Origin of the sequence: Parasulfuritortus cantonensis (genome assembly GCF_004337445.1) — a bacterium.
Classification (GTDB): Bacteria; Pseudomonadota; Gammaproteobacteria; order Burkholderiales; family Thiobacillaceae; genus Parasulfuritortus; species Parasulfuritortus cantonensis.
The window spans coordinates 1-23215 of the sequence record NZ_SJZB01000028.1; the positions used below are offsets into that span (position 1 = coordinate 1).

Annotated in this window: 20 protein-coding genes; 8 read left to right on the forward strand and 12 right to left on the reverse strand. The window is 71.1% G+C overall.

Features of this window, described 5'->3' with window-relative positions:
* Positions 1-100: 100 nt before the first annotated feature.
* Entirely contained in the window at positions 101-2047 is a 1947-nt protein-coding gene (locus tag EZJ19_RS07450; RefSeq protein WP_131446193.1) for a peptidase U32 family protein, read from the forward strand.
* Positions 2048-2056: 9 nt separating this feature from the next.
* On the opposite strand, the gene EZJ19_RS07455 is transcribed toward EZJ19_RS07450, so the two are convergent.
* From EZJ19_RS07455 to EZJ19_RS07465, 3 genes are read right to left on the reverse strand one after another with little or no spacing between them, the layout of a single operon-like run.
* Positions 2057-2830, reverse strand: a complete 774-nt coding sequence (locus tag EZJ19_RS07455) for a hypothetical protein (RefSeq protein WP_131446195.1) — start codon at positions 2828-2830, stop codon at positions 2057-2059.
* Positions 2827-5109 (reverse strand): MMPL family transporter, encoded by a 2283-nt coding sequence (locus EZJ19_RS07460; protein ID WP_131446197.1) that lies wholly within the window; start codon positions 5107-5109, stop codon positions 2827-2829. The genes EZJ19_RS07455 and EZJ19_RS07460 overlap by 4 nt, the downstream gene beginning before the upstream one ends.
* A 3-nt stretch (positions 5110-5112) precedes the next feature.
* Positions 5113-5655 carry an SRPBCC family protein gene (locus EZJ19_RS07465; RefSeq protein ID WP_165873507.1) on the reverse strand — a complete coding sequence of 181 codons (543 nt, stop codon included), beginning with the start codon at positions 5653-5655 and terminating at the stop codon, positions 5113-5115.
* 134 nt (positions 5656-5789) lie between these two features.
* Here EZJ19_RS07465 and EZJ19_RS07470 point away from each other — a divergent pair, with 134 nt between their 5' ends.
* The 3 genes from EZJ19_RS07470 to EZJ19_RS07480 are packed head-to-tail and all read left to right on the forward strand — an operon-like array spanning position 5790 to position 9501.
* Positions 5790-6704: a chromate resistance protein ChrB domain-containing protein gene (locus tag EZJ19_RS07470; RefSeq protein ID WP_206199363.1), complete on the forward strand. Its 915-nt coding sequence runs from the start codon at positions 5790-5792 to the stop codon at positions 6702-6704.
* Positions 6701-8002 carry a chromate efflux transporter gene (chrA, locus tag EZJ19_RS07475; RefSeq protein ID WP_131446203.1) on the forward strand — a complete coding sequence of 434 codons (1302 nt, stop codon included), beginning with the start codon at positions 6701-6703 and terminating at the stop codon, positions 8000-8002. Before EZJ19_RS07470 ends, chrA begins: the two co-directional genes overlap by 4 nt.
* A 56-nt stretch (positions 8003-8058) precedes the next feature.
* The gene (locus tag EZJ19_RS07480) at positions 8059-9501 is read left to right on the forward strand and encodes a glycosyltransferase family 39 protein (protein ID WP_165873508.1); all 1443 of its coding nucleotides are present in this window, start codon (positions 8059-8061) and stop codon (positions 9499-9501) included.
* On the opposite strand, the gene EZJ19_RS07485 is transcribed toward EZJ19_RS07480, so the two are convergent.
* The gene (locus EZJ19_RS07485; protein ID WP_131446207.1) at positions 9480-11036 is read right to left on the reverse strand and encodes a glycosyltransferase family 39 protein; all 1557 of its coding nucleotides are present in this window, start codon (positions 11034-11036) and stop codon (positions 9480-9482) included. The genes EZJ19_RS07480 and EZJ19_RS07485 overlap by 22 nt on opposite strands.
* A gap of 130 nt (positions 11037-11166) precedes the next feature.
* Between EZJ19_RS07485 and EZJ19_RS07490 the strand changes: the two genes are divergently transcribed.
* From EZJ19_RS07490 to EZJ19_RS07500, 3 genes are read left to right on the forward strand one after another with little or no spacing between them, the layout of a single operon-like run.
* Entirely contained in the window at positions 11167-12423 is a 1257-nt protein-coding gene (locus EZJ19_RS07490; protein ID WP_131446209.1) for a DNA recombination protein RmuC, read from the forward strand.
* Positions 12423-13283: a DMT family transporter gene (locus EZJ19_RS07495; protein ID WP_240754697.1), complete on the forward strand. Its 861-nt coding sequence runs from the start codon at positions 12423-12425 to the stop codon at positions 13281-13283. The genes EZJ19_RS07490 and EZJ19_RS07495 overlap by 1 nt, the downstream gene beginning before the upstream one ends.
* Positions 13280-13624 (forward strand): SpoIIAA family protein, encoded by a 345-nt coding sequence (locus tag EZJ19_RS07500; RefSeq protein ID WP_131446211.1) that lies wholly within the window; start codon positions 13280-13282, stop codon positions 13622-13624. The genes EZJ19_RS07495 and EZJ19_RS07500 overlap by 4 nt, the downstream gene beginning before the upstream one ends.
* Positions 13625-13631: 7 nt before the next feature.
* On the opposite strand, the gene EZJ19_RS07505 is transcribed toward EZJ19_RS07500, so the two are convergent.
* Both EZJ19_RS07505 and EZJ19_RS07510 read right to left on the reverse strand, forming a co-directional pair.
* Positions 13632-13937, reverse strand: coding sequence for a hypothetical protein (locus EZJ19_RS07505; RefSeq protein WP_131446213.1), 306 nt, complete (start codon positions 13935-13937; stop codon positions 13632-13634).
* A gap of 10 nt (positions 13938-13947) precedes the next feature.
* On the reverse strand, positions 13948-15381 hold the full coding sequence (locus EZJ19_RS07510) for a DegQ family serine endoprotease (RefSeq protein WP_131446215.1): 1434 nt from the start codon (positions 15379-15381) through the stop codon (positions 13948-13950).
* A 224-nt stretch (positions 15382-15605) separates the two neighbouring features.
* Between EZJ19_RS07510 and EZJ19_RS07515 the strand changes: the two genes are divergently transcribed.
* The gene (locus tag EZJ19_RS07515; protein WP_131446217.1) at positions 15606-16460 is read left to right on the forward strand and encodes a LysR family transcriptional regulator; all 855 of its coding nucleotides are present in this window, start codon (positions 15606-15608) and stop codon (positions 16458-16460) included.
* Here the strand turns inward: EZJ19_RS07515 and EZJ19_RS07520 are convergent.
* From EZJ19_RS07520 to EZJ19_RS07545, 6 genes are all read right to left on the reverse strand, one after another.
* Positions 16457-18376, reverse strand: a complete 1920-nt coding sequence (locus EZJ19_RS07520; RefSeq protein ID WP_131446219.1) for an EAL domain-containing protein — start codon at positions 18374-18376, stop codon at positions 16457-16459. The two genes, EZJ19_RS07515 and EZJ19_RS07520, sit on opposite strands and share 4 nt — an antisense overlap.
* A gap of 87 nt (positions 18377-18463) precedes the next feature.
* Positions 18464-19534: a redoxin domain-containing protein gene (locus tag EZJ19_RS07525; RefSeq protein WP_165873509.1), complete on the reverse strand. Its 1071-nt coding sequence runs from the start codon at positions 19532-19534 to the stop codon at positions 18464-18466.
* Between the two features lie 102 nt (positions 19535-19636).
* A complete protein-coding gene (locus EZJ19_RS07530) occupies positions 19637-20851 on the reverse strand; it encodes a peptidase U32 family protein (protein ID WP_131446231.1) in 1215 nt (404 codons plus the stop codon).
* A 49-nt stretch (positions 20852-20900) separates the two neighbouring features.
* Positions 20901-21998: a 6-phosphofructokinase gene (locus EZJ19_RS07535; RefSeq protein WP_131446223.1), complete on the reverse strand. Its 1098-nt coding sequence runs from the start codon at positions 21996-21998 to the stop codon at positions 20901-20903.
* A 94-nt stretch (positions 21999-22092) separates the two neighbouring features.
* Positions 22093-22575, reverse strand: a complete 483-nt coding sequence (locus EZJ19_RS07540; protein ID WP_131446225.1) for a C-GCAxxG-C-C family protein — start codon at positions 22573-22575, stop codon at positions 22093-22095.
* Positions 22576-22637: 62 nt separating this feature from the next.
* Positions 22638-23215 (reverse strand): GGDEF domain-containing protein (locus EZJ19_RS07545; RefSeq protein ID WP_165873510.1); only part of this gene is annotated, 578 nt, incomplete at its 5' end.

Below are 23215 nucleotides of genomic sequence, written 5' to 3' on the forward strand. Positions count from 1 at the left end.
GTGGACGGCGAGATCCGCCGGGTCAAGCTGGGCGGCCAGGGCGAGCGCCAGATCGTCGCCATGCTGCAGGGCGAGGGCTGACCGCCTGCCCGGACCGACCATGCTCGCCCACCAGCTCGAACTGCTCGCCCCCGCCCGCGACGTCGCCATCGGCATCGAGGCGGTCAACCACGGTGCCGACGCCGTCTACATCGGCGGGCCCTCGTTCGGGGCGCGCAGCAACGCCGACAACAGCGTCGCCGAGATCGCCCGCCTGGTCGAACACGCGCACCGCTACCACGCCCGCATCTACGCCACTCTCAACACCATCCTGCGCGACGACGAGCTGGACGGCGCGCGCGCGCTGGCCTGGCAGTTCTGGGACGCCGGCGTCGACGCCCTGATCATCCAGGACATGGGCCTGCTGGAGCTCGACCTGCCGCCCATCCAGCTGCACGCCAGCACCCAGTGCGACATCCGCACGCCCGAGAAGGCGGCCTTCCTGGAGGCGGCCGGCTTCTCGCAACTGGTCCTGGCGCGCGAACTGAGCCTGGACGAGATCGCCGCGATACGCGCCGCGACGACGGCGGCGCTGGAGTTCTTCGTGCACGGCGCCCTCTGCGTCGCCTACAGCGGCCAGTGCTACATCAGCCACGCCCAGACCGGGCGCAGCGCCAACCGGGGCGACTGCAGCCAGGCCTGCCGCCTGCCCTACCAGGTCACCGACGCCAAGGGCCGCATCGTCGCCCACGACAAGCACGTCCTCTCGCTCAAGGACAACAACCAGAGCGACAACCTGGACGCCCTGGTCGACGTCGGCATCCGCAGCTTCAAGATCGAGGGCCGCTACAAGGACATGGGCTACGTGAAGAACGTCACCGCCCACTACCGCCGGCTGCTCGACGAGATACTGGAACGCCGGCCAGACCTGGCGCCGGCCTCCAGCGGCCGCTGCACCTGCACCTTCACGCCCGACCCGGAACTCAACTTCAACCGCGGCGCCACCGACTATTTCGTGCAGGGGCGCAAGCAGGACATCGGCGCGTTCGACAGTCCCAAGAACCCGGGCCGGCCGATCGGCTGGGCGACCCGGGTCGGCCCCGACTGGGTCGAGATCGAGACCGAGGTCAGCCTGAACAACGGCGACGGCCTCTGCTACTACGACCTGCAGAAGGAGCTGACCGGACTGGCCATCAACGAGGCCGAGCCTCTGGGCGGCAAGCGTTGGCGGGTCCGCCCCAAGGACCGCGTCGCCGACCTCAAGGACCTGCGCCCGGGCACCGAGATCAACCGCAACCGCGACCAGAGCTGGCAGCGCGTGCTGGACAGGAAGTCGGCCGAGCGCCGCATCGGCGTCCACCTGCACCTGGCCGACACCCCCGACGGCCTGGCCCTCACCCTGATCGACGCCGACGGCTTTGCCGCCGGCGCCAGCGCCTTCCTGGCCAAGGAGCCGGCCAAGGACGCCGCCCGCGCCGAGGCCGGCCTGCGCGACAACCTGGCCAAGCTGGGCACCACGATATTCGAGCCGACCGGGATCGTCCTCGACCTCGCGCAGCCCTGGTTCGTGCCCGCGTCGGCGGCGAACCAGCTGCGCCGCGAGGCCGTCGCCGCCCTGGAGGCGGTGCGCGCCGCCGGTCTGGAGCGCCTGCCCAGGGCACCGGAGCGGCCGGCCGTCTACCCCGAGGACAGCCTGTCCTACCTGGCCAACGTCTACAACGGCAAGGCGCGCGACTTCTACGCCCGCCACGGCGTCAAGCTGATCGCCGCCGCCTACGAGAGCCACGAGGAGGAGGGCGAGGTCTCGCTCATGATCACCAAGCACTGCGTGCGCTATTCGCTCAGCCTGTGCCCGCGCCAGACCCAGGGCGTGACCGGGGTGCACGGCACCATCAAGGCAGAGCCGCTCAGCCTGGTCAGCGGCGACGACAAGCTGACCCTGCGCTTCGACTGCAAGGCCTGCGAGATGCACGTCATGGGCAAGCTGAAACGCGCGGTGCAGAACCAGCGCGCCAAGGAGTTGAAGACTACGCCGATGCGCTTCTACAAGGCCCGGCCGGGACGCTGAGCGGGGGGCTCAGGGGCGGACCGAATAGCCCGCCGGGAGGTTGAACAGCTCCGGCTTGAGCGCCGCGCCGGTGAAGTCCTGGAAGGCGATGTTCAGGCGGGTCGGCATCTTCCTAGCCAGGTTGGCCATGGGCCCGTTGCCCTCGTAGCTGGCCTCCAGCTCGCAGGCGCACGGCAGGCCCTTGGGCGCCAGCGAGCGGATGATCTCGCTGAACAGTTGCGATTGCGCCGGGGTGACCTTGGCGACGGCCGGGATGCCGAGGAAGAAGTCGGGCTGCCGGGCCAGCTTGACCAGGCCCTTGACCTCGGCCTGCTCGGCTACGTTGCTGGCCACCCAGACCAGGCCGTTGAGGTGGAAGACCGTCTCCTCGTTGCCCAACCGGGCCGGGATGCTGGCGGTCAGGCGGTAGGCCTCGCAGTTCCAGGTCCGCAGCGGCCGCGTCTGGCCGGTGCGCTCCATGGCCAGCTTCATGCCGGCGGCCGGTGCGCTGACCTCGGCGGTGGCCTGGAGATTGTTCAGGTCGTGCATCTCGATCTGCCGGGCGGCGTGGTCGATCACCGCGACCCGGTGCTTGGCCAGGTCGAACAGGTGGCTGAAGTAGCGGCCGCGGTCGACGTAGTCGCGCCGGATCAGGGTGTCGTGGATGTAGATGTGCTCCTGGCTCGACAAGGGCATGCCGAAGGCGCCCGCGGCGCTGTATCCGGACAGGGTCAGGTCGGCCTCGCCGAACGCCGGCCAGAGGGCCAATGCCAACAGGAGAAGGCCGGTGCCTCGATGTGTCATTCTTGCTTGCTCCGGAAATCCGTTTCGATCTCGCCCAGGTTCAGGCGTTGGTATACCCGCATCAGCGGCTTCGGCGCCCACCAGTTCAGCCAGCCCATCAGGCGCAGGGTGGCCGGCACCAGGAGCATGCGCACCAGGGTGGCGTCGACCAGCACCGAGAGCAGGAGGCCGAGGCCGATGGCCTTGATGAACACCACCTGGCCCATGGCGAAGGCGCCCAGCACGACGCCGATCAGCAAGGCGGCGTTGGTGATGATGGGGCCGCTGCGCTGCATGCCGGTGGAGACCGATTTCAGGCTGTCACCCTTGGTCAGGTCGCACATCTCCTTGACCCGCGAGAGCAGGAACACCTCGTAGTCGATCGACAGGCCGAAGGCGCTGGCGAAGATCAGGACCAGGATGGTGCCGTCCAGGGCGCCCTGCGGAGTGAAGCCTAGGAGGCCGGACAGATGGCCTTCCTGGATGATCCAGACCAGGGCGCCGAAGGTGGCCGACAGCGAAAGCAGGTTGGTCAGCACCACCTTGAGCGGCACCAGCAGGCTGCCCAGCATCAGGAACAGAAGCACGAAGATCACCCCGACGATGGCGGCCAGGACGATCGGGACGTGGTGACCCAGGGTGTCCAGGTAGTCGAGATGGAAGGCCGGGAAGCCGCCGACATGGACCTTGGCCAGGGCGGGCGGGCGTGCCAGGGCCCGGATGGCGGCGACCAGCGCGCGGGCCTCGGGCGAGGTCGGGTCCTGCTTGAAATGGACGTACATCAGGGTGGTGCGGTCGCGGCTGAATTCGTCCAGGGCGGCGGCAGCCTGCGGGAACTGGTCCGGGTGCTGGTAGAGCATCTGGTAGTCGGCCAGCGAGAAGCCGGGATCCAGGCTCATCAGACCGGCCACCCGGGTAACGCCGGGCAGGCCGGCGATGGCGTCGGACAGCTGGTACAGGGCCGACAGGCTGGCGGGCGCGGTGAGGACGTCGCGGCTGTGCACGACCACCACGATGGGGGCCACCTCGCTGGTCGGGAAATGGTTCTCGAGGTTCTGCTGGACCTGGCGGCTCTCGGCCGTCAGCGGCAGCGAACGGCTGTCGGCCGGGCCCACCTTCATGTCCTTCACCGGCAGGCCCATCACCAGCAGGATCGCCAGCGAGACCAGGAGCACGCTGCGGGCGTGGCGCATGACGAAGTGGCTGAAGCGGTACCAGTTGCCGGTCTCGCCGGTGTCGGGCGGCCGCCTGGCCAGGAAGGGCGGCACCAGGCGGTTGACGCGCCGGCCCAGGATGGCGAGCAGGGCGGGCAGCAGCACGATCGTGGTCAGCATGGCCGAGGCCACCGAGATGCCGCCGGCCAGGCCCATGTTGTGGAAGAAACGCTGGGGCAGCAGGAACAGGCAGAACAGGCTGGCCGCGACGGTCACGCCGCTGAACACCAGCGTGCGGCCCGCGGTCAGCATGGTGGTGCGCAGGGCCAGGTCGGTCGCCTGGTCGAGCGCTAGTTCCTCGCGGAAGCGCGAGACCATGAACAGGCTGTAGTCGACCGCCAGGCCGAGGCCGAGCATGGAAACCACGTTGGGGGCGTAGACGTTGATGTCGGTGACCCAGGTGGCCAGCTTCAGGCAGGCGACGCTGGTGACGATGGTGACCGCGCCGACGATCAGCGGCAGCACGGCCGCGACCCCGGAACGGAACACCCAGACCAGGAGGCCGGCCAGCAGGACGAAGCTGATCGTCTCGGCCAGCTTGAGGTCGTGGTCGAGCTGCTCGCGCACGTCGACGTAGACGGCCAGTTCGCCGCCCAGGCGGATGTCGAGGCGGTCGCTGGCCAGGCTGGCGCGCAGGTGCTGGTAGGCGGCGACCCCTTCGTCATGGCCGCGCTTCAGGTTGACGATGGCGTAGGTCATGGTGCCGTCGCGCGAGCGCAGGGCCGGGTTGCCGGTGGTGTAGTAGGTGTGCAGGCTGCCGATGTCGGGGTTGCCGTACAGCGGCGTCAGGGCATCGTCCACGGCCTGGCGGTAATCGGCCGCGTCGACCTCGCCGGGGCCGCCCGGACGCGGGCTGAACAGGACCACGACCGGGGTCTCGTTGCGGCCCAGTTCGTCGCGCATGTGCGCGGCGGCCAGCGCGGAGCCGCTGTCGGGCGCGTCCCAGCCGGGGTCCAGGGTGAGCCGGCGCTCGATGTCGAAGCAGAACAGGGCGCAGGCCAGCAGCCACAACCCGGCCAGGGCGACCAGGGTGCGCGCATGGCGGGTCGCCAGGTTGGCGAGGGGTAGGAGCAACGACAGGCGCATGCCTCAGCGTCCCAGGCGCATGCGCCGCTCCGCCTCGCGGGCGACGGCTTCCATGCGCAGGCGGATCTCCTCGCGGATGTAGTCCTCGGTCAGCACGGGGGGCGGCGGCAGGGCCGTGACGACGCGGGCGCGGTAGCCCAGCGTGACCGGCGCCTGTTCGCCCAGGATGACCCACTCGCCCTGCATGGAGGACAGGCCGCCGGAAACCGAGCGGAATCCGATGCGGCTGTAGGGCTGCTCGTCGAGTTCCATGATCACGTGGTCGGGCAGGACCATCGCCAGCAGGCCGCCTTCGCCCCGCTGCTCGACCTGCTTGGTGCGCGCGTTGGCCGGCGAGATCTGGCGCGAGAGGGTCATGCCCGGCACGAAGGCCGCCAGGCGGTTGTAGTCGGTCAAGGTGTCCCAAAGTACGCGCCGGTCGGCGTTCACCGCGGTGATGGCCCGGATGCTGACGCCGGAGAGGCCAATATCCGTGATGACCTTGGACTGGGCGGCGATCACGCAGGATGGCATGACCGCGAACAGCCACAGCAAATATTTGAACATCCCGTCTCCTCGCGCGGTCTTGGGGCCGCTGCGCCAATGTACCTCAGTCCGATCAGGGCGGAGTCGAAATTTTTCCGCGTGTTGGCTTGTCCTTGATAAAGGTTCTGTGTAGTGTTCTCTACACCATGTCATGGATGTTACTTATTCTCACGCTACCCACCCGCAACGCGTCGGCCCGGATGCGGGCCTGGCGCGCCCTCAAGGGGGCCGGTGCCGCCGTCCTGCGCGACGGCGTCTACGTGCTGCCGGCCGGCCCGGCGCACCGCGCCGCCCTGGCCGCGGTGGCCGCCGACGTCGACGCCTCGGGCGGCACGGCTTGGCTGCTCGAGGCGGGCGGGGCCGACTTCACCGGCCTGTTCGACCGGACCCCGGAGTACGGCCGCCTGGCGGTCGAGATCGCGGCCTGCCGGACCGCCATCGACCGTCTGGCCGAGGCCGATCTGGCGCGCCGGGCCAGGAAGCTGCGCAAGATTTTCGACGCCCTGGCGGCGATCGATTTCTACCCCGGCCAGGCGCGCCTCGACGCGGCCGCCCAGCTGGACCGCCTGGACGCCGACGTGCGCGCCCGCCTGCAGCCGGGCGAGCCGGCCGCCGGGACCGGCGCCGTCGTCCACCATCTCGCGCTGGAATATCGGCGCCGGCTGTGGGCGACCCGCAAGCGGCCCTGGGTGGACCGTCTGGCCTCGGCCTGGCTGATCCGCCGCTTCATCGACCCGGACGCCCGCTTCATCTGGCTCGACGAGCCGGCCGACTGCCCGCCCGGCGCGGTCGGCTTCGACTTCGAGGGCGCCGAGTTCGGCCACGTCGGCGAACGGGTCACCTTCGAGACGCTGCTGGCGAGCTTCGGTCTGGATGCCGACCCCGGCCTGGCGCGCGTCGCCGGCATGGTCCATTACCTCGACGTCGGCGGCCTGCCGGTGCCGGAATCGGCCGGCCTGGAGGCCCTGCTGGGCGGCATGCACGCCATGGTCGCCGACGACGATGCCCTGCTCGAGGCCGCCACCGGGGCCTTCGACTACCTCTACTCCTCGCCCCGGGAGGGTGCGTGAGCGACCCCGGGCGGCCGGCCCGGCCCAGCCTCGCCCAGGCCCTGCCGTACTGGCTCAAGCTCGGTTTCGTGAGCTTCGGCGGCCCGGCCGGGCAGATCGCCATGATGCACCGGGAGCTGGTCGAGCGGCGGCGCTGGATCAGCGAGCGGCGTTTCCTGCACGCGCTCAACTACTGCATGCTGCTGCCCGGCCCCGAGGCCATCCAGCTGGCCATCTACATCGGCTGGCTGCTGCACGGCCTGGCCGGCGCCGTGGCCGCCGGCGTGCTGTTCTTCCTGCCCGCCTTCGCCCTGCTCTCGGGGCTGGCGGCGCTCTACCTCGCCTACGGCGACCTGCCGCTGGTCCTCGCCCTGTTCCAGGGCATCAAGCCGGCGGTGGTGGCCGTGGTCCTGTACGCGGCCTGGCGCATCGGCAGCCGGGCACTCCGCAGCGCGCCGCTGTACGGCATCGCCGGCCTGGCCTTCGTCGGCATCTTCTTCCTCGACATCGGCTTTCCCTGGATCGTCCTCGGCGCCGGCCTCCTCGGCGCCCTGGGCGGCCGCCTGGCGCCGGACCGCTTCCGCACCGGCGGCGGCCATGGCGGCGCCGGGCGTGGCTACGGCCCGGCCCTGATCGACGACGACACCCCGCCGCCGCCGCACGCCCACTTCGCCTGGTCCCGGCTGCTCGCCGTGCTGGCGGCCGGGGTCGTGCTCTGGCTCGCCGCCCTGGCGACGGTGGCCGGCCAGGCCCCCCTGGCGGCCATGGCGGCCTTCTTCACCAAGGCCGCCTTCCTCACCATCGGCGGCGCCTACGCGGTGCTGCCCTACGTGTACCAGGGCGCGGTCGAGCAGTTCGGCTGGCTCACCGGCGCCCAGATGATGGACGGTCTGGCCCTGGGCGAGACCACGCCGGGGCCGCTGATCATGGTGGTGACCTGGGTCGGCTACCTGGGCGCCGGCCTGGCCGGGGCGGCGGTCGCGACCTTCTTCACCTTCCTGCCTTCGTTCCTGTTCATCCTGGCCGGCGGGCCCCTGGTCGAGGCGAGCCGGGACGACATCAAGCTGGGTGCCCCGCTCACCGCCATCACCGCCGCCGTGGTCGGGGTCATCGTCAACCTGGCGGTGTTCTTCGCCCGCCACGCCTTCTGGCCGGCCGGAAGCGCGGCCGAGCCGTTCGCCGGCGCCTTCGACTGGACCTCGGCGGCGCTCGCGGGAGCCGCCCTGGTGGCGCTCTGGCGCTACCGGGTCGACGTCGTCCCGGTGATCGGCGCCTGCGCCGCCTTCGGCCTGCTGCGCGCGCTGCTGGCGGGCGGCTGAACGGCGTCCGGGCGGGTATCATGGCGCCCTTGTGCGCCTACCCGTCGGGGAACCCCATGCATGCGATTCCGACCTCACCCGCGCGCGGCGGGCAAGACCTCTGGCTGGGCCTGGGCGCGCTCGCCTACTTCGCGGTCAACGCGCTCAGCCAGTGCCTGGTCTCGCCCACCGCGGAACTGGACCAGGCCCAGCAGCTGGTCCTGAGCCAGGACCTGAGCTGGGGCTACGGGCCGCAGCCGCCCCTGTATTCCTGGCTGGTCAACCTGCTGTTCGCGCTCACCGGCCCCAGCCTGGCGGTCCTCTACGCGGTCAAGGTGGCCCTGCTCGGCCTGCTCGTGGCGGGCATGCTGCAGGCCGCCCGGGAGATCGGCCTGGATGCGCGCGCGCGCCTGCTCGCGGTCGCCGGCCTGGCCCTGATCCCGCAGTTCGTCTGGGAATCGCAGCGCGACCTCACCCACAGCGTGCTCGCCACGGTGTGCGCGGTCTGGACCCTGTGGGCCCTGTTCCGGCTCTACCGGGCGCCCTCGCTGGCCAACCACGTCCTGCTCGGCGTGCTGGTCGGTCTCGGCGTGCTGAGCAAGTACAACTTCGGCTTTTTCGTCCTCGCCCTGATCGGTGCCGCGCTCCTGACCCCGGCCTACCGGCGGCGCCTGCTGACGCCCCGCCTCCTGCTCGCCGTCGCGGTCGCCCTGCTGGTGCTGGCGCCGCACCTGGCCTGGTTCGCCGGCCATGCCGGCGCGGCCACCGCGAGCAGTGCCAAGTTCAAGATGGCGGGCGGCTTCGCGCCGGCCGGCGCCGTCTCGGTGCTGTACGCGGTGCTCGCCTTCCTGGGCCCGCTGATCCTGGCCTACGCGCTCAGCTGGCGGCGCGCCGGCGGGCGCCCGGCGGCGCTGGACGGCGCCCATACCGGCCTGCTGGTCCGCCTGGCGCTGGTCATGCTCGGCCTCCTGATGGCCTTCGTCCTGGTCACCGGCGCCACCCACGTCAAGGACCGCTGGATGCAGCCGCTGTTCTTCTTCGTGCCGCTGCTCGCGGCCATGACGGTGGCGCACGCCCGGGTGTTCCTGGGCCTGGCCGGCGCCATCGCCCTGGCCGTGGCCGTGCTGCTGCCGGGCCAGGCGCTCTGGGCCTCGCTGCACGACAAGGCGTCGCGCCGCAACCTGCCCTACGCCGAGTTGGCCGCCGCCCTGCGCGCCGAGGCCGGCCGCCCGGACGTCATCCTGGCCAGCAACGAGCTGCTCGCCGGCAACATGCGCCTGGCCTTCCCGGACAGCCGGGTCGGCGTGGTCTGGTCGCCCGACGGGTTGCGCGCGGCATTGGCCGAATACCGTGGCCGGACGGTCTGGTTCCTGGCCGACAACGGCGGCCACGACCGCGGCGACCGGGCCTGGACGGAGTATGCCGTGGCGTTCCCGGGGCGCCAGCCGCAGGTGGTCGAGCGGCCGCTCCTGCACATGGCCACGGCCGGCCACCGGATCTACTGGCTCGCGCTGCCCTGAACGGCCGCCGGGGCGGGGTCGAGGATCACCATCGCCCAGCGCGAGCTACGGTAGCCGGTCGGCTTCCAAAGGTGGTGCCAGGGCACCTCGACCGGCGTCGCCACGGCGTCGCCGGGCAGGTAGGCGCGGAGCGCCGCGGGCGCCTCCGGATGCCCCGGCCGGACGTCCCAGACCAGGGCGGTCTGGCCGCCCGGGCGGCCGGCCGGCGCCGGGATGCCGCGGCCGGGCACCAGGAAACGGGCGTGCGGGAAGAAGCGGCGCAGGTTGCCACCCAGTTCCTCGTCCTCGATCACCACGGTGCCGGCGCGGAAGCCGGCGCCGCGCATGGCCTGGGCCAGCTCGCCGTAGGGCACGCCCCAGCGGCACTTCGAGCAGACCGGGTCGAGCACGTACATGTTGGCGGCGCGCACCGCGAAGGCAACCACGGTGAGCGCGAGCATGATGGCGACGAACAGGCGGATGCGCCCCGCCGAGGGGGCCGAGGCGCGCGCCCGGTCGGTGAGCCAGGCCAGGGCCGGCACGAACAGGGGCAGCAGGCCCTGGACGGCATAGTCGGCACGCGGGAACAGGATGGCGTCGAACAGCACCATCCAGGCCAGTTCGAAGAGCAGCAGGTGGCCGAGCAGGCGGCCGAAGTCGGGACCCGCCGCCGGACCCGCCGAGGCGCCGCGGAAGACGGTGCGGAGCACGCCGGGGAAGACCAGCGGCAGGATGAATATGTACGGGGCCAGGACCAGGACCGGGAAGCCGATGGCATCGCCGAGGGCGTGCAGCACGGGCGGCGCCTCGAAGTCGGTGGCGGTCAGGCTGGCCAGGAACTCGGCCCGGCGCGCCGGCTCGCCGAACAGCCAGGCGACGTAGGGCGAGGCGATCAGGGCGGCCACCACCGGCACCGCCAGCATGGCCCGGGCGTAGACGCGCCGGCGCACGTCCGCCTGCAGTGCCGCGGCGGCGAACAGGGCGAACAGGAAGACCGCGTAGCTGTGCTCGCTGAGGAGGCCGAGGCCAACCGGCAGGGCGAACACCAGGTAGTCGCGCGGCCGGCCGCGGTCGACCAGGCGGAAGAGGGCCCACAGGCTGGCCAGGACCAGGGTCATGGTGCCGATGACGTGGCTCAGGCTTTCGTGGAAACGCCAGAATATCTGGTACACCAGGGCCATGGCGTCGACCGCCATGAAGGCCCACATGGCGCTGCCGGTGACCCGGCGGGCGATGGCGAACAGGAATCCGGCCATGGCCACCAGGAGGCCGTACTTGAGCACCAGGAAGGGCTGCACGCCGGTGCCCAGGAGGCGCTCGAGCAGCCAGAGCGCCCAGTCGTAGAGGGGGCCGTGGCGGACCTCGTAGCCGGGCGCCAGGACCTGGATGAGCAGGCTCTCGCGCGGGTCGTCCTCGCCCAGGTTGCCGGACGCCAGCAGGCGGGCGGTGGTGTGCGCCAGGGCGTACAGGGCGACCGCCGTCAGGACGCCGGGCAGGCTGTACAGGAAGCGGCCGGGCGTGCCGGCGCGGGCAGTGGACTCCGGGTGGTCGGGCACCTTGGTTCCTCGTGTGACGTCGCACGCGGCCGGGGCCGGCCGCGCCGTGGGGCGCGATTATAGCGCCGGGCGTGGCGCCCGGGCTTCGTGGAATAATGCCGGGATTCGAGCCACCCGGACGCCGCACCGCATGACCACGGAAATCCTGTTCGCCCTGTTCACCGGCCTGGCCGCCGGCGCCGGCCTGGCCTTCTGGCTGCGCGGCCGCTGGCTGGCGGAGCGCGGCGAGCTCAGGGTGCGCATCGCCCAGCTGGAGGCCGAACTGGAGGCCGAGCGCGCCGCCCTGGCCGAGAAGCTCCGCCTGCTCGAGGACATGCGGGCGCAGTCGCTGGACGCCTTCCGGGCCCTGTCCGCCGAGGCCCTGAAGAGCAACAACCAGGCCTTCCTGGACCTCGCCCGCGAGAGCCTGGGCAAGTTCCAGGAGGGCGCCAGGAACGACCTGGAGGCGCGCAACAAGGCGGTCGAGAACCTGGTCAAGCCGCTTGCCGAGACCCTGGCCAAGCTGGAAGGCCAGACCGTCGGCCTGGAACAGGCGCGGGCGGTCGCCTACACCCAGCTGTCGGAACAGGTGAAGCAGCTCATCGATTCCCAGTCGGCCCTGCAGAAGGAGACCCGCAGCCTGGGCAACGCCCTGCGCCGGCCCGACGTGCGCGGCCGCTGGGGCGAGGTGCAGTTGCGCCGGGTGGTCGAGCTGGCCGGCATGCAGGCGCATTGCGACTTCGACGAGCAGGCCAGCGTCGACACCGAGGCCGGGCGCCAGCGCCCCGACATGCTGGTCCGGCTGCCGGCCGGCAAGACCGTGGTGGTCGACGTCAAGACGCCGATCGACGCCTTCATGGATGCGGTCGCCGCCGAGGACGAGCACAAGCGCGACCTGGCCTTCGAACGCTTCGCCCGGCACGTCAAGGAACACATCGCCAGCCTGTCCTCGAAGGCCTACTGGGCGCAGTTCGCGCCGTCGCCCGAGTTCGTCGTCCTGTTCCTGCCCGGCGAGGCCTATTTCAGCGCCGCCCTGCAGCACGACCCGGCCCTGATCGAGTACGCCGCCGAGCAGCGCGTCATCCTGGCCACGCCGACCACCCTGCTGGCCCTGCTCAAGGCGGTCTACTATGGCTGGCGCCAGGAGGCCCTGGCCGAGAACGCGCGCCAGATATCCGCCCTCGGCAAGGAGTTGCACGAGCGCCTGGCCACCCTGGCCGGCCACTGGGCCGGCGTGGGCAAGAACCTGGGCCAGGCCACCGAGGCCTACAACAAGGCGGTCGCCTCGCTGGAGAGCCGGGTCCTGGTCACGGCGCGCAAGTTCCGCGACCTCAAGGCCACGGACAAGGATCTGGCCGCTCCGAGCCCGGTCGAGCCGGTGCCCAGGCTGCCCGCCGACGCCGACTGATGGGGGCCCTGTGGATGCTGGCCGCCGGGGCCAGCTTCGCGCTCATGAGCGTGTTCGTGAAGCTGGCCGCGGGCCAGTTCTCCAGCCACGAACTGGTGTTCTGGCGCTCGCTCCTGGGCCTGGCCTTCATATACGTGTTCCTGCGCCTGCCGGTCGCGGGGCGCGCCGAGGGCGGCCTGGCCAGCGCCCACCTGGCCATGCACCTGCGCCGCGGCGTGGTCGGCTTCGTCGCCCTGGCGACCTTCTTCTACGCCATCACCCGGCTGCCCATGTCGGTCGCCATCACCCTCAACTACACCTCGCCGCTGTTCCTCGCCCTGGTCATGCCCTGGTGGCTGGGCGAACGGCCGCGCCCGCTGCAGTACCTGGCGGTGGCCCTCGGCTTCCTGGGCGTCGCCCTGCTGCTGCGGCCCTGGCAGGGCGCCGGCGACCTGAAGGCCGGCCTGGCCGGCCTGTTCTCCGGCTTCATGGCGGCGCTCGCCTACGTCCACGTGCGCCAGCTCGGCAAGCTGGGCGAGCCGGAGTGGCGCACGGTGTTCTGGTTCGCCGCCGTCTCCAGCCTGGGCGCCGGCCTGTTCGCCGGCCTGAGCGGCTGGCACGCGCCCAGCCTGGCCAACGCCTGGCTGCTCGCCGCCATGGGCCTGTTCGCCACCTTCGGGCAACTGGCCATGACCCGCGCCTACCGGCGCGGCGACACCGTCGTGGTGGCCAGCCTGGCCTACAGCACGGTGGTGTTCGGAAGCCTGCTGGATGGTTTAATCTGGAATGAGGATCTGCCCTTCATCGCCTGGTTGGGCATCGCCCTGACCGTCGCGGCCGGTGTCTGGGCGGTGGTATTGAACAAGAAGGAGCCAACATGATCGCCATCAAGGACCAGGGCAAGCTGGTCAGCATCTCCGTCATCGGTGAGTTCACGGTGTCCGACTACAAGGAGTTCGAGCAGCACATCCTCGACCACCTCAAGGCCGGCGGGGTCAACCTGCTGCTCGACCTGCGCGACATGGTCGGCTACACGGTCGACGTGGTCTGGGAGGAGATCAAGTTCAACCGCGAGCACCGCTACGACTTCCGCAAGATCGCCGTGGTGACCGGCGACGAGTGGATGGTCTGGCTGGCCTGGCTGAACAGCCTGCTGGTGGACGGAGAACTGCGCGTGTTCGACGATCCGACCCCCGCGCTGGAGTGGTTCGGCCCCGAATAGCCCCGCTTCAGGCCATGCTCAGGGCGAGCCCGAGCAGGGCCAGGAAGACGGCGCCCAGGCCGGCCAGGAAGAGGGTTTCAGCGGCGTTCTCCAGGCGTTCGGCGCGCCGCGCGACGCGGATCGAGGCGTAGGACGAGGTCGCGCTGGTGATGAACAGCAGGCTGGCGACCAGGAGCACCTCGTCGATCCAGCTCGCCCAGCCGGTGCGCGGCAGCAGCTTGACCAGGGGGATCGCGCACATGCACGCCCCGACCAGGTTGGCCGAGGTGGGCAGGATGTGCGAACTGAGGCCTTCGCCAGCGCGGCGTGGCATCGCGTCTCGCTCAGCCAAGGTTGACGGGCACGAATATCTTCATGTCGTCGCGCTGGATCAGGAGGGCGATGTGGCGGCCCGCCTTGCGTGCCATCAGGCGCAACTGCTCGACGTCGCGCACCGGCGTGCCGTTCGCCGCCAGGATGATGTCGCCGGCCTGCAGGCCGGCGCGCGCCGCAGCGCCGCTCGCCTCGACCACCGCCAGGCGGCCGTCGGTGTGCAGGCGGGCCCGGTCGGTCGCGCCCAGTTCGCGGAGCGCCAGGCCGAGCCGGCCCGGCTCGCCGTTGCCGGCATCGGCGACCTCGGTGCGGCTGCTCAGTTCGCCGATCTTGACCGTGACCTGGCGGCTGGCGTGGTCGCGCCAGACGTCCAGGGTCGCCGAGCTGCCCGGCGCCAGGTCGGCGATCAGGGGCGGCAGTTCGCGCGACGAGCCGAGGTGCCGGCCGTTCACCGCCAGGACCACGTCGCCCGGCTGCAGGCCGGCCTGCTCGGCCGGGCTGGCGTGCTCGACCGAGGCCACCAGGGCGCCGTCGGCGTTCTTCAGGCCGAAGGAGTCGGCCAGGTCCTGGTTGAGGTCCTGGATGGCGGCGCCGATGCGGCCGCGCACCACCTTGCCGTGCTTGACGATCTGTTCCTCGACCTTCATGGCGATGTCGATCGGAATGGCGAAGGACAGTCCCTGGTAGCCGCCCGAGCGGCTGTATATCTGCGAGTTGATGCCGACCACCTCGCCCTTCATGTTGAACAGGGGGCCGCCCGAGTTGCCCGGGTTGACCGCCACGTCGGTCTGGATGAAGGGGACGTAGTTCTCGTCGGGCAGGGCGCGCGCCTTGGCCGAGACGATGCCGGCGGTGACCGAGTTGTCGAAGCCGAACGGCGAACCGATGGCGAGCACCCACTCGCCGACGTTCAGCTTGGCCGGGTCGCCCAGGCGCACGGCCGGCAGGCCCTTGGCGTTGATCCTGAGCACGGCGACGTCGGCTGGCTTGTCGTAGCCGATCACCTTGGCCTTGAATTCGCGCTTGTCGGTGAGCCGGACGGTGACCTCGTCGCTGGCGTCGACCACGTGCGCGTTGGTCAGGACGATGCCGTCCGGGCTGACGATGAAGCCGGAGCCCTCGGCCATGCGCGGGCCGTCGTCCTGGCGCGGTACCGGGATGCCGAAGCGGCGGAAGAAGTCGAACGCCGGGTTGTCCGGGTCGAGGTCGGCGGCCTGGGCGTTGTGGCCGGAACTGGCGGTGGTGATGTTGACCACGCTGGGGCCGTAGGCCTGGGCGATGGCGCTGAAGTCGGGCAGGCCGCCGACGGCCTGGATGATCGGCGCCGGAACGGCGGGCGCGGCGGCATGCGCGCCGTGCCGGACCGTCCACCAGTTGTAGCCCGCGGCGACCAGGGCCAACAGGCCGAGCGCGGGCAGGACGCGGTTGACGAATTTGGCTTGCATGGCTTCTCCTCGTACGCCTCGATGGGGATGGCCGCGGCGGCGGTGGGGGCCCGGTGCCGCGCGGCGTCAGACGCCGGATAGAGTCGTGCCGGGGGAAAAAGGTTTCCGTTGCCCCCGGATCGGAGGCCGGAGGTGGCGGTGGCAACGGATCTCCGGGCGTTGCGCGGTGGCAAGTTCCGGACGAACGGCTGTGTAAGCTGAGAATATCAATATAAAATAATATTATGGATATCGAATTTGCGCGCACCTTCCTCGCCGTTGCAGCGGCCGGCAATTTTGTCGGTGCCGCCGAGCGTCTGCGCGTCACCCAGTCGACGGTCAGCAGCCGGGTGCAGACCCTGGAGGCCCAGATCGGCGCGCGCCTGTTCCGGCGCAGCCGCACGGGCGCCGAGCTGACGCCGGCCGGCCAGCGCTTCCTGCGCCACGCCAAGACCCTGGTGCGCACCCTCGAGCAGGCCCGCCACGAGGTCAGCCTGCCGAGCGGCTTCAACGGCGGTTTGACCCTGAGCGGGCGCATCGCCCTCTGGGACACCTTCCTGCCCAACTGGGCCGACTGGATGCGCACCAACGTGCCGGGCATCTCGCTGCGCCTGGAGGTCGGCTTCGAGGACGGCATCATGCAGGGCCTGGTCCAGGGCGCCATCGACATCGGCGTCATGTACACCCCGGAAAGCCGTCCCGGCCTGGCCGTGGAGCGCCTGTTCGACGAGCACATGGTGCTGGTCTCGCGCAATCCCGAGCGGCCCTGGCCGGATTCGGGCTACATCCACGTCGACTGGGGGCCGGAATTCCATGCCCAGTTCGGCGCCCGCTACCCGGCCACGGCGACCTCGGCGCGGGCCGTCAACGCCGGCTGGCTGGCCATGCACCTGGTCCAGACCAATGGCGGTTCGGCCTACCTGCCCCTGCGCATGGCGCGCGACGCGATCGAGCGCGGCCAGCTTTGGCGCGTGCACGAGAGCCCGCTCATCACCATGCCCGCCTACATGGTCTATCCGCTCGACCGCGCCGAGTCCCACTTCGAGCGCGGCCTGGAGCAGTTGCGCACGCTCGGCGCCGAGGAACAGGCGCGCGTCTAGACTTCGCGCACGGCCACCCCGGTGACGCCGTCGAAGCCGAGGTCGAGCAGTTTGCGCAGTTCCGCCTCGTTCTCCACGCCTTCCGCGTACACCCGCATGCCGATGTGATGGGCGATCTCGCACAGGCCGCTCAGGAAGGCCTGGTTGCCCGGGTTGCCGTCGATGCCCTGGACGAAGGCGCTGTCGACCTTGAGGAAATCGAGCCCGAGATCGTAGAGCAGGCCGACCTGGTTGAAGTGGTGGCCGTAATGTTCCAGTCCCAGGTGGCAGCCGAGCGGCTTGAGCTGGCGCCCGAGGTCGCGCAGGGCGCTCAGGCGGTGTAGGCCGCCCGACTCGGGAACCTCCAGCCAAAGCCGCTCGCGGGCGTCCGGGTGGCGTTCCAGGAGATCGACCGCCTGGCGCCGGAAGGCGGCCTCGGCGATCGAGCGGGCCGACAGGTTGAGCCAGAGGCCGGCCACGCTGGCGTCGGCGTCCAGCTCGTCCAGGGCCAGGGCGAGGGCGGCGAGGTCGAGTTCGGGGATCACGCCCAGGCGTTCGGCCAGGGGCAGGAAGCGGCGCGCGGGCAGCCAGTCGCCGTCCTCCCGGACCCGGATGCGCAGCGGGCATTCCCGGTGCGTGGCCGGATCGCCGTTGATGCGCACGGCATGGTGGACCAGCTTGAGGGCGTTGCCGTCGTGGAGGGCGTAGCGCAGGGCGGCGCGCCATTCGTTGGCGCTCACCGGCAGGCTCGGGTCACCGTCGGTGGCGGCCTCGCAGACCCGGTTGCCGCCGGCCGACTGGGCCCAGGCGACGGCGGCGTCGACGCGCGCCAGCAGGCGGGTCGGGTTTTCGCCCGGCATGAAGCCGCCATGGCCGATGTCGACCTCGCCGTGGCGGCCGCCGACCGGCTCGACCGCCTCGCGCAGCTTGGTCATCAGTTCGTCCATCAGGGCGCCGGCGTCGCAGCCGGCCGGCAGCATGAGCCCGAAATCGGCCCCGGTGAGGCGGCCCGCGTAGGTGCCGGCGCAGTAGGGCGTGAGTTCGCCGATGGCGCGCCCGACCCGGCGCAGCATGTCATCCGCCGTCTCGCGCCCGAGCTCGCGGTTGACGTGGTCCAGATGCGGCAGGCGGATGATGGCGAGGGCGCCGAACAGGCTGTCCTCGGCGCCCAGGGCCTGGTCCAGGGCGGCCAGGAAGAAATTGCGGTTGGCCAGGCCGGTGAGGGCGTCGAAGTTGGCCTCGCGGCGCAGGTTCTCGTAGCGCCGGGCGTCCTCGGCGAACTGTTCGCGCAGGCGGCCGACCGTCGCGTTCATGGCCGCGGCGAGCTGGCGGAATTCCGGCACCTCGGGCTCCGGGATGCTGACGAAGCGGTGCTCGGTGATCGCCCGGGCCTGTTCGACCACCGCCTGCATGGGCCGCCGGATGCGCCGCAGCACCAGGCTGACCAGGACGCCGCCGAGCAGGCCGGTGACGGCGATCGCCGCGGTCATCGTGAGGGCGGTACGCCAGAGCGAGCGGTAGGCGAACCGGGTCCGGCTCATCAGGGTGACGCTGCCGAGCGGGGTCCAGCCGCCGCTCAGCTGGGCGCTGCCGGGCAGGGAACGGATGGGCAGCCAGTCGACGAACCAGGCCGGGGCGCCGGCATCGGGGTCGCGGCTGACCCGGTCGACGAGGACGCGGCCGTCCGGGGCGGTGATCCGGACCATTTCGTAATGACCGCTGTCGAACAGGGCGGTGGCGGTCACCACCACGTCGTCGGGGTCGGTGTCGGCACGGTTGAGGGCGAGGGCCAGGGCGACCGCGTTGTCGTGGTTCTTGCGCGCCAGTTCCGTCTCCAGGTAGGCCCGGGCGTTGAGCAACGCGGCGAGCAGGCAGGCGGACAGCGCGAGCAAAGCGCTCACGAGGATGGACAACCAGAGTTGGCGGTACATGGACATGGCGCTACTCCTTGGGCGGGCGACGCGGCGGCCGGGGCGTCGGGGCGCGGGGATGGCGTAGGGAGACGGGGTTGCTCGGCATGGTCGTCATTGGAAGCCCTCGTCGCGGGCGCGCCGGAGGACGTCGTCCCAGAGCGGCAGGCGGCCGCCGGCCGCCTCGGGGACGTCCTGGCTGTCGCCCCAGGCCCCTTCGTCGTTGAAACTGAGGACCGGCCGCAAGTCGCTGCGCTGGCCGGCCGGCTGGATGTCGGCGACCCGGTTGTCGAGCAGCACCGGCTCGCGGCCGGGCTGGTCGAAATAGGCCAGCACCATGTGCACGGGATCGCCGCCGCCGCGCAGCTTCACGTAGACCAGGCGCAGTTGCTCGGCGGGTATGCCCATGGCGCGCAGGGTGAAGTACTTGGCGATGGCGAAGTCCTCGCCGTCGCCCATGCCGCGGCCGAGGAACTCGCCCAGGGTGGCCCAGTGGTCGGCCTGGCCCCAGGCCCGCTGGTCGGTGCTCTGCAGCATGCGGCGGTTGAAGAAGTCGTTGGCGCGGGCCAGCTTGTCCGCGGCGCCGGCCCCGGCGGCCTGGTCGACCAGGCGCTGCCAGTCGGCGTAGGCTTGGCTGCCCTTGGCGCCGTAGCGGTCGCGCAGGAAGGCGGCCAGGCGGTCGTTGCGGGCGACCGGCGCGGCGGCGGTCGCGCCGGCGGCGCCGGCCGGGTGGGCGGCCATGAAGGCGACCACTTTGTTGACGTTGACCTGGCCGGGTATGTACATGACGATCTCGCCGCTGGGGTCGTACAGGTAGGAGGTCGGGAAGTAGTCGACCGGGCCGACCTGGCGGTGCGGGCTGTCGGGCGCGCGCCGGGAGCCGCCGGCGACGATCCGGAAGGGCAGATCGAAGCGGTTCGCGGTCTCGCGCAGGGCGTCCGGGCTGTCGTAATCCAGGCCGACGCCGAGCACGCTCAGGTCGGGCCGGGCGTCGAGTTGCTTCAGGGCCGGCATCTCCAGCTTGCACATGGGGCACCAGGGCGCCCAGAAGGCGACCAGCAGCCATTGGCCGCGGAAGTCGGCCAGGCGCACCGGGCGGTCGTCGATGTCGCGGAAGGAGAAGGGCACGGTCTTGCCGGTGAGCCCGGGCGAGACAAGCGGGAATACAGCGAGTCCGACGGCCACGAATAGGGTCGCGACGAAGCGCGGAAACGCGGGACAGGGCCTCAAGGTGATTCCTGAGCGGGCTTTTTCTGGATCATAAGCCACGCCCGGCGACTTGCAACGTCAGACGAATTTCGCCACGAAGGCGCCGACCGTCGCGGCCGGCAACGCCAGCCAGGCCCGGTGGCCGTTGCCGGGGACTTCCGCCAGGGGCTCGCCGGCGGCGTTCTCGATCCGCTCCAGGGTGCAATCGAGGATGCCGGCCGGCTGGATGACCTCGATGCGGTCGCCGAGACGGAGCTTGTTCTTGGCTTCGAATTCGACCAGGCCGCGCGCCGCATCCCAGGCCACCAGGTCGCCGACGTACAGGCTGCGGCCGGACTCCGAGTGGCCGCGCAGGTAGTTCTGGTACTCGGCCGGCGTATGGCGGCGGAAGAAGCCGTCCGTATAGCCGCGGTTGGCCAGGCCCGCCAGGCGGCCGAGCAGGCCGGGGTCGAGCGGCCGGCCGGCACGGGCGTCGTCGATCGCCTGGCGATAGGCCTGGCAGGCGCGGGCGACGTAGTAGGGCGACTTGGTGCGGCCCTCGATCTTGAGCGAGTCGACGCCGATCTCGACCAGCCGGTGGACGTGCTCGATGGCGCGCAGGTCGCGCGAGTTGAGGATGTAGGTGCCGTGCTCGTCCTCTTCGATCGGCATGTAGCTGCCCTGCCGGCGCTCGTTCTCCTCGAGCAGCCAGACGTCGCCGGCGGCGTCGCTCCGGGCCGCGTTCAGCTTGTACTCCCAGCGGCACGAGTTGGTGCAGGTGCCCTGGTTGGGGTCGCGGTGGTTGAAGTAGCCGGACAGCAGGCAGCGGCCCGAGTAGGCGACGCACAAGGCGCCGTGCACGAATACCTCCAGCTCCATGTCCGGGCAGTCCTGGCGGATGCCGGCGATCTCGTCCAGGGACAGTTCGCGCGACAGGATGACGCGGCGGATGCCGACCCGCTGCCAGAAGCGTACCGCCGCCGAGTTCACCGTGTTGGCCTGCACCGAGAGGTGGATGGCCAGTTCGGGCCAGGTCTCGCGCGCCAGCATGATGAGGCCGGGGTCGGACATGATGAGGGCGTCCGGGCCGAGCGCCACGGCCGGCGCCAGGTCGCGCACGAAGGTCTTCAGCTTGGCGCCGTGCGGGTAGATGTTGGCGACCAGGTAGAAGGGCCGGCCGAGGGCGTGGGCGCGCCGGATGCCGGCGCCGAGCACCGCGAGATCGCCGAAGTCGTTGTTGCGCACGCGCAGCGAGTAGCGCGGCTGGCCGGCGTAGACGGCGTCGGCGCCGTAGGCGAAGGCGGTGTCGAGCATGGCCAGGCTGCCCGTCGGGGCGAGCAGCTCGGCGCCGGCGCCGGCCACCTCAGTCGCCGAAGTTGGTGCCGACCTGGCGCGCGCTGGTCACCCAGGGGTGGTCGACCGGCACGGTCTTGATCCGGCCGGCGACTTCTTCCAGGGCGACCGGCACCGTGGCCTCGCCGCGCGCGGCGACCATGACGCCGTGCTGGCCGGCCTGGATCAGGTCGACGGCGGCGGTACCCAGCCGGGTGGCCAGGATGCGGTCGGCCGCCGAGGGCGTGCCGCCGCGCTGCAGGTGGCCCAGGATGGTGATGCGGGCCTCCAGGTCGGTGAGGGCCTCCAACTGCTGGGCGAGCTGGATGGTGCGGTCGGCATAGACCATCTCGCGCACCTCGATTCCGGCCTTGGACTTCTTGCCCTTGGCCGCCGGCGGTGCCGCCAGCAGGGCCTCGTGCTCGGCGACGGTGAGCGCGCCTTCGGCGACGGCGACGATGGAGAACGGCTTGCCGCCGCGCTTGCGCTTCTTGATCGCGTCGGCGACGCTTTCCACGCGGTAGGGGATCTCCGGGACCAGGACCACGTCGGCGCCGCCGGCGATGCCGGCGCCCAGGGCCAGCCAGCCGGCCCGGTGGCCCATGATCTCGACCACGATGATGCGGTGGTGGCTGTGCGCCGTGCTGTGCAGGCGGTCGATGGCGTCGGTGGCGATGCCCAGGGCGGTGTCGAAGCCGAAGGTGATGTCGGTCTCGGCGACGTCGTTGTCGATGGTCTTGGGCAGGGTCACCACGTTGAGCCCGGCCTGCTTGAGGCGCAGGGCGTTCTTCTGGGTGCCGCCGCCGCCCAGGCAGACCAGGCAGTCGAGTTGGTTGGCGCGGTAGTTGGCGACGATGGCGTCGGTCATGTCGCGCACCTTGCCGGCCACCGTCATCTTGTGCGGTTTTTCCCGGCTGGTGCCCAGGATGGTGCCGCCGACCGTGAGGATGCCGGACAGGTTGGCGCTGTCGAGCTCGACGGCGCGGTTCTCCATCAGGCCGCGGAAGCCGTCGCGGAAGCCGAGGACGTGCATCTTGCGGTCGAGCGCCGCCTTGCCGACGCCGCGGATGGCGGCGTTGAGGCCGGGGCTGTCGCCACCGGAGGTGAGGATGCCGATGTGCTTGGTCATGGAGTTTCCTGAACGTGCGGGACGAGCCCCGGATTGTCGGTCACGCCGGCGTGCGATGCCAGCGCCGCGTCCGGCCCGGGCGGCCGGACACCGGTCAGAGCATCTCGACCACCCACTTGGTCACGGCGGCGGTGGCGCGCGCGCACTTGTCGCCGCGGGCGTCGCTGAAGGCCTGGTACTGGTCGGCCTGCCACATGTCGTAGGTGCGGCCGGTGAACTGCTGCTGCAGTTCCTCGCAAGTGACGCCGCCGAACTCGGCCCGGAAACGGGCGACCAGTTCGTCGCCCTTCTTGAAGTTGTTGATGAAGCGGCCCTTGTCGAGCTTGTCGCGGTCGCGCCCGCGCTTCGCGGAGAGCGCCACCAGGCCGCCGGTCAGCGCCCCGCAGGCGCCCTTGCCGGACAGACCGCCGCCGCCCGAGAGGCCGTGGGCGGCCTTGATCACGCTGTCGTCGACGATGCCGACCGTCTCCTGGACCGCGGCCAGCACGCACTGCGGGCAGCAGCCGTAGTCCAGTTCATATTGCAGAGCCTTGTCGTAGGCTTCCTGGGCAAGGGCCTGCTTGTCGGGGGCGGTCATGCGCGACTCCTATATATTAGGGTGTCCTAATATATAGCACAGGCCTGCCGCCGTCACGCCAGTCAGTCGGCCTGGACGCGTACCGCGTTGCGGCCGCCCGCCTTGGCCTCGTAGAGGGCAACGTCGGCACGCCGGAACAAGGCTGTCAGGTCGGTATCGCCGGGCAGGTAGGCGGTGAGCCCGAACGAGCCGGTGAAGGCCACGCGCTCCCCGCGTGCCGTGGTCAGGTCGGCGGCCTCGACCGCCTGGCGCACCCGTTCGGCGACCTCGCGCGCGGCGGCCAGGCGGGTGTCGGGCAGCAAGATGGCGAACTCCTCGCCGCCCACCCGGCCGAGCGTGTCGAGGTGGCGCAGGGCCTGGCGGGTGACCGCGCAGAAGCGTTTCAGGACCTGGTCGCCGACCTCGTGCCCGTAGGTGTCGTTGATGTTCTTGAACAGGTCGAGGTCGACCACGGCGAGTGCCAGCGGGGTGCCGTGGCGGGCGGCGCGCACGAACTCGCGCTCGGCGAGTTCCATGAAATGGCGCCGGTTCGGCATGCCGGTCAGGAAATCGCGGGTGGCGCGCTGGTCCAGTTCGCGCTGCAGGTAGCGCACCCGGTAGAACACCGCCAGGGCGGTGGTGACCACCAGGAGCAGCAGGC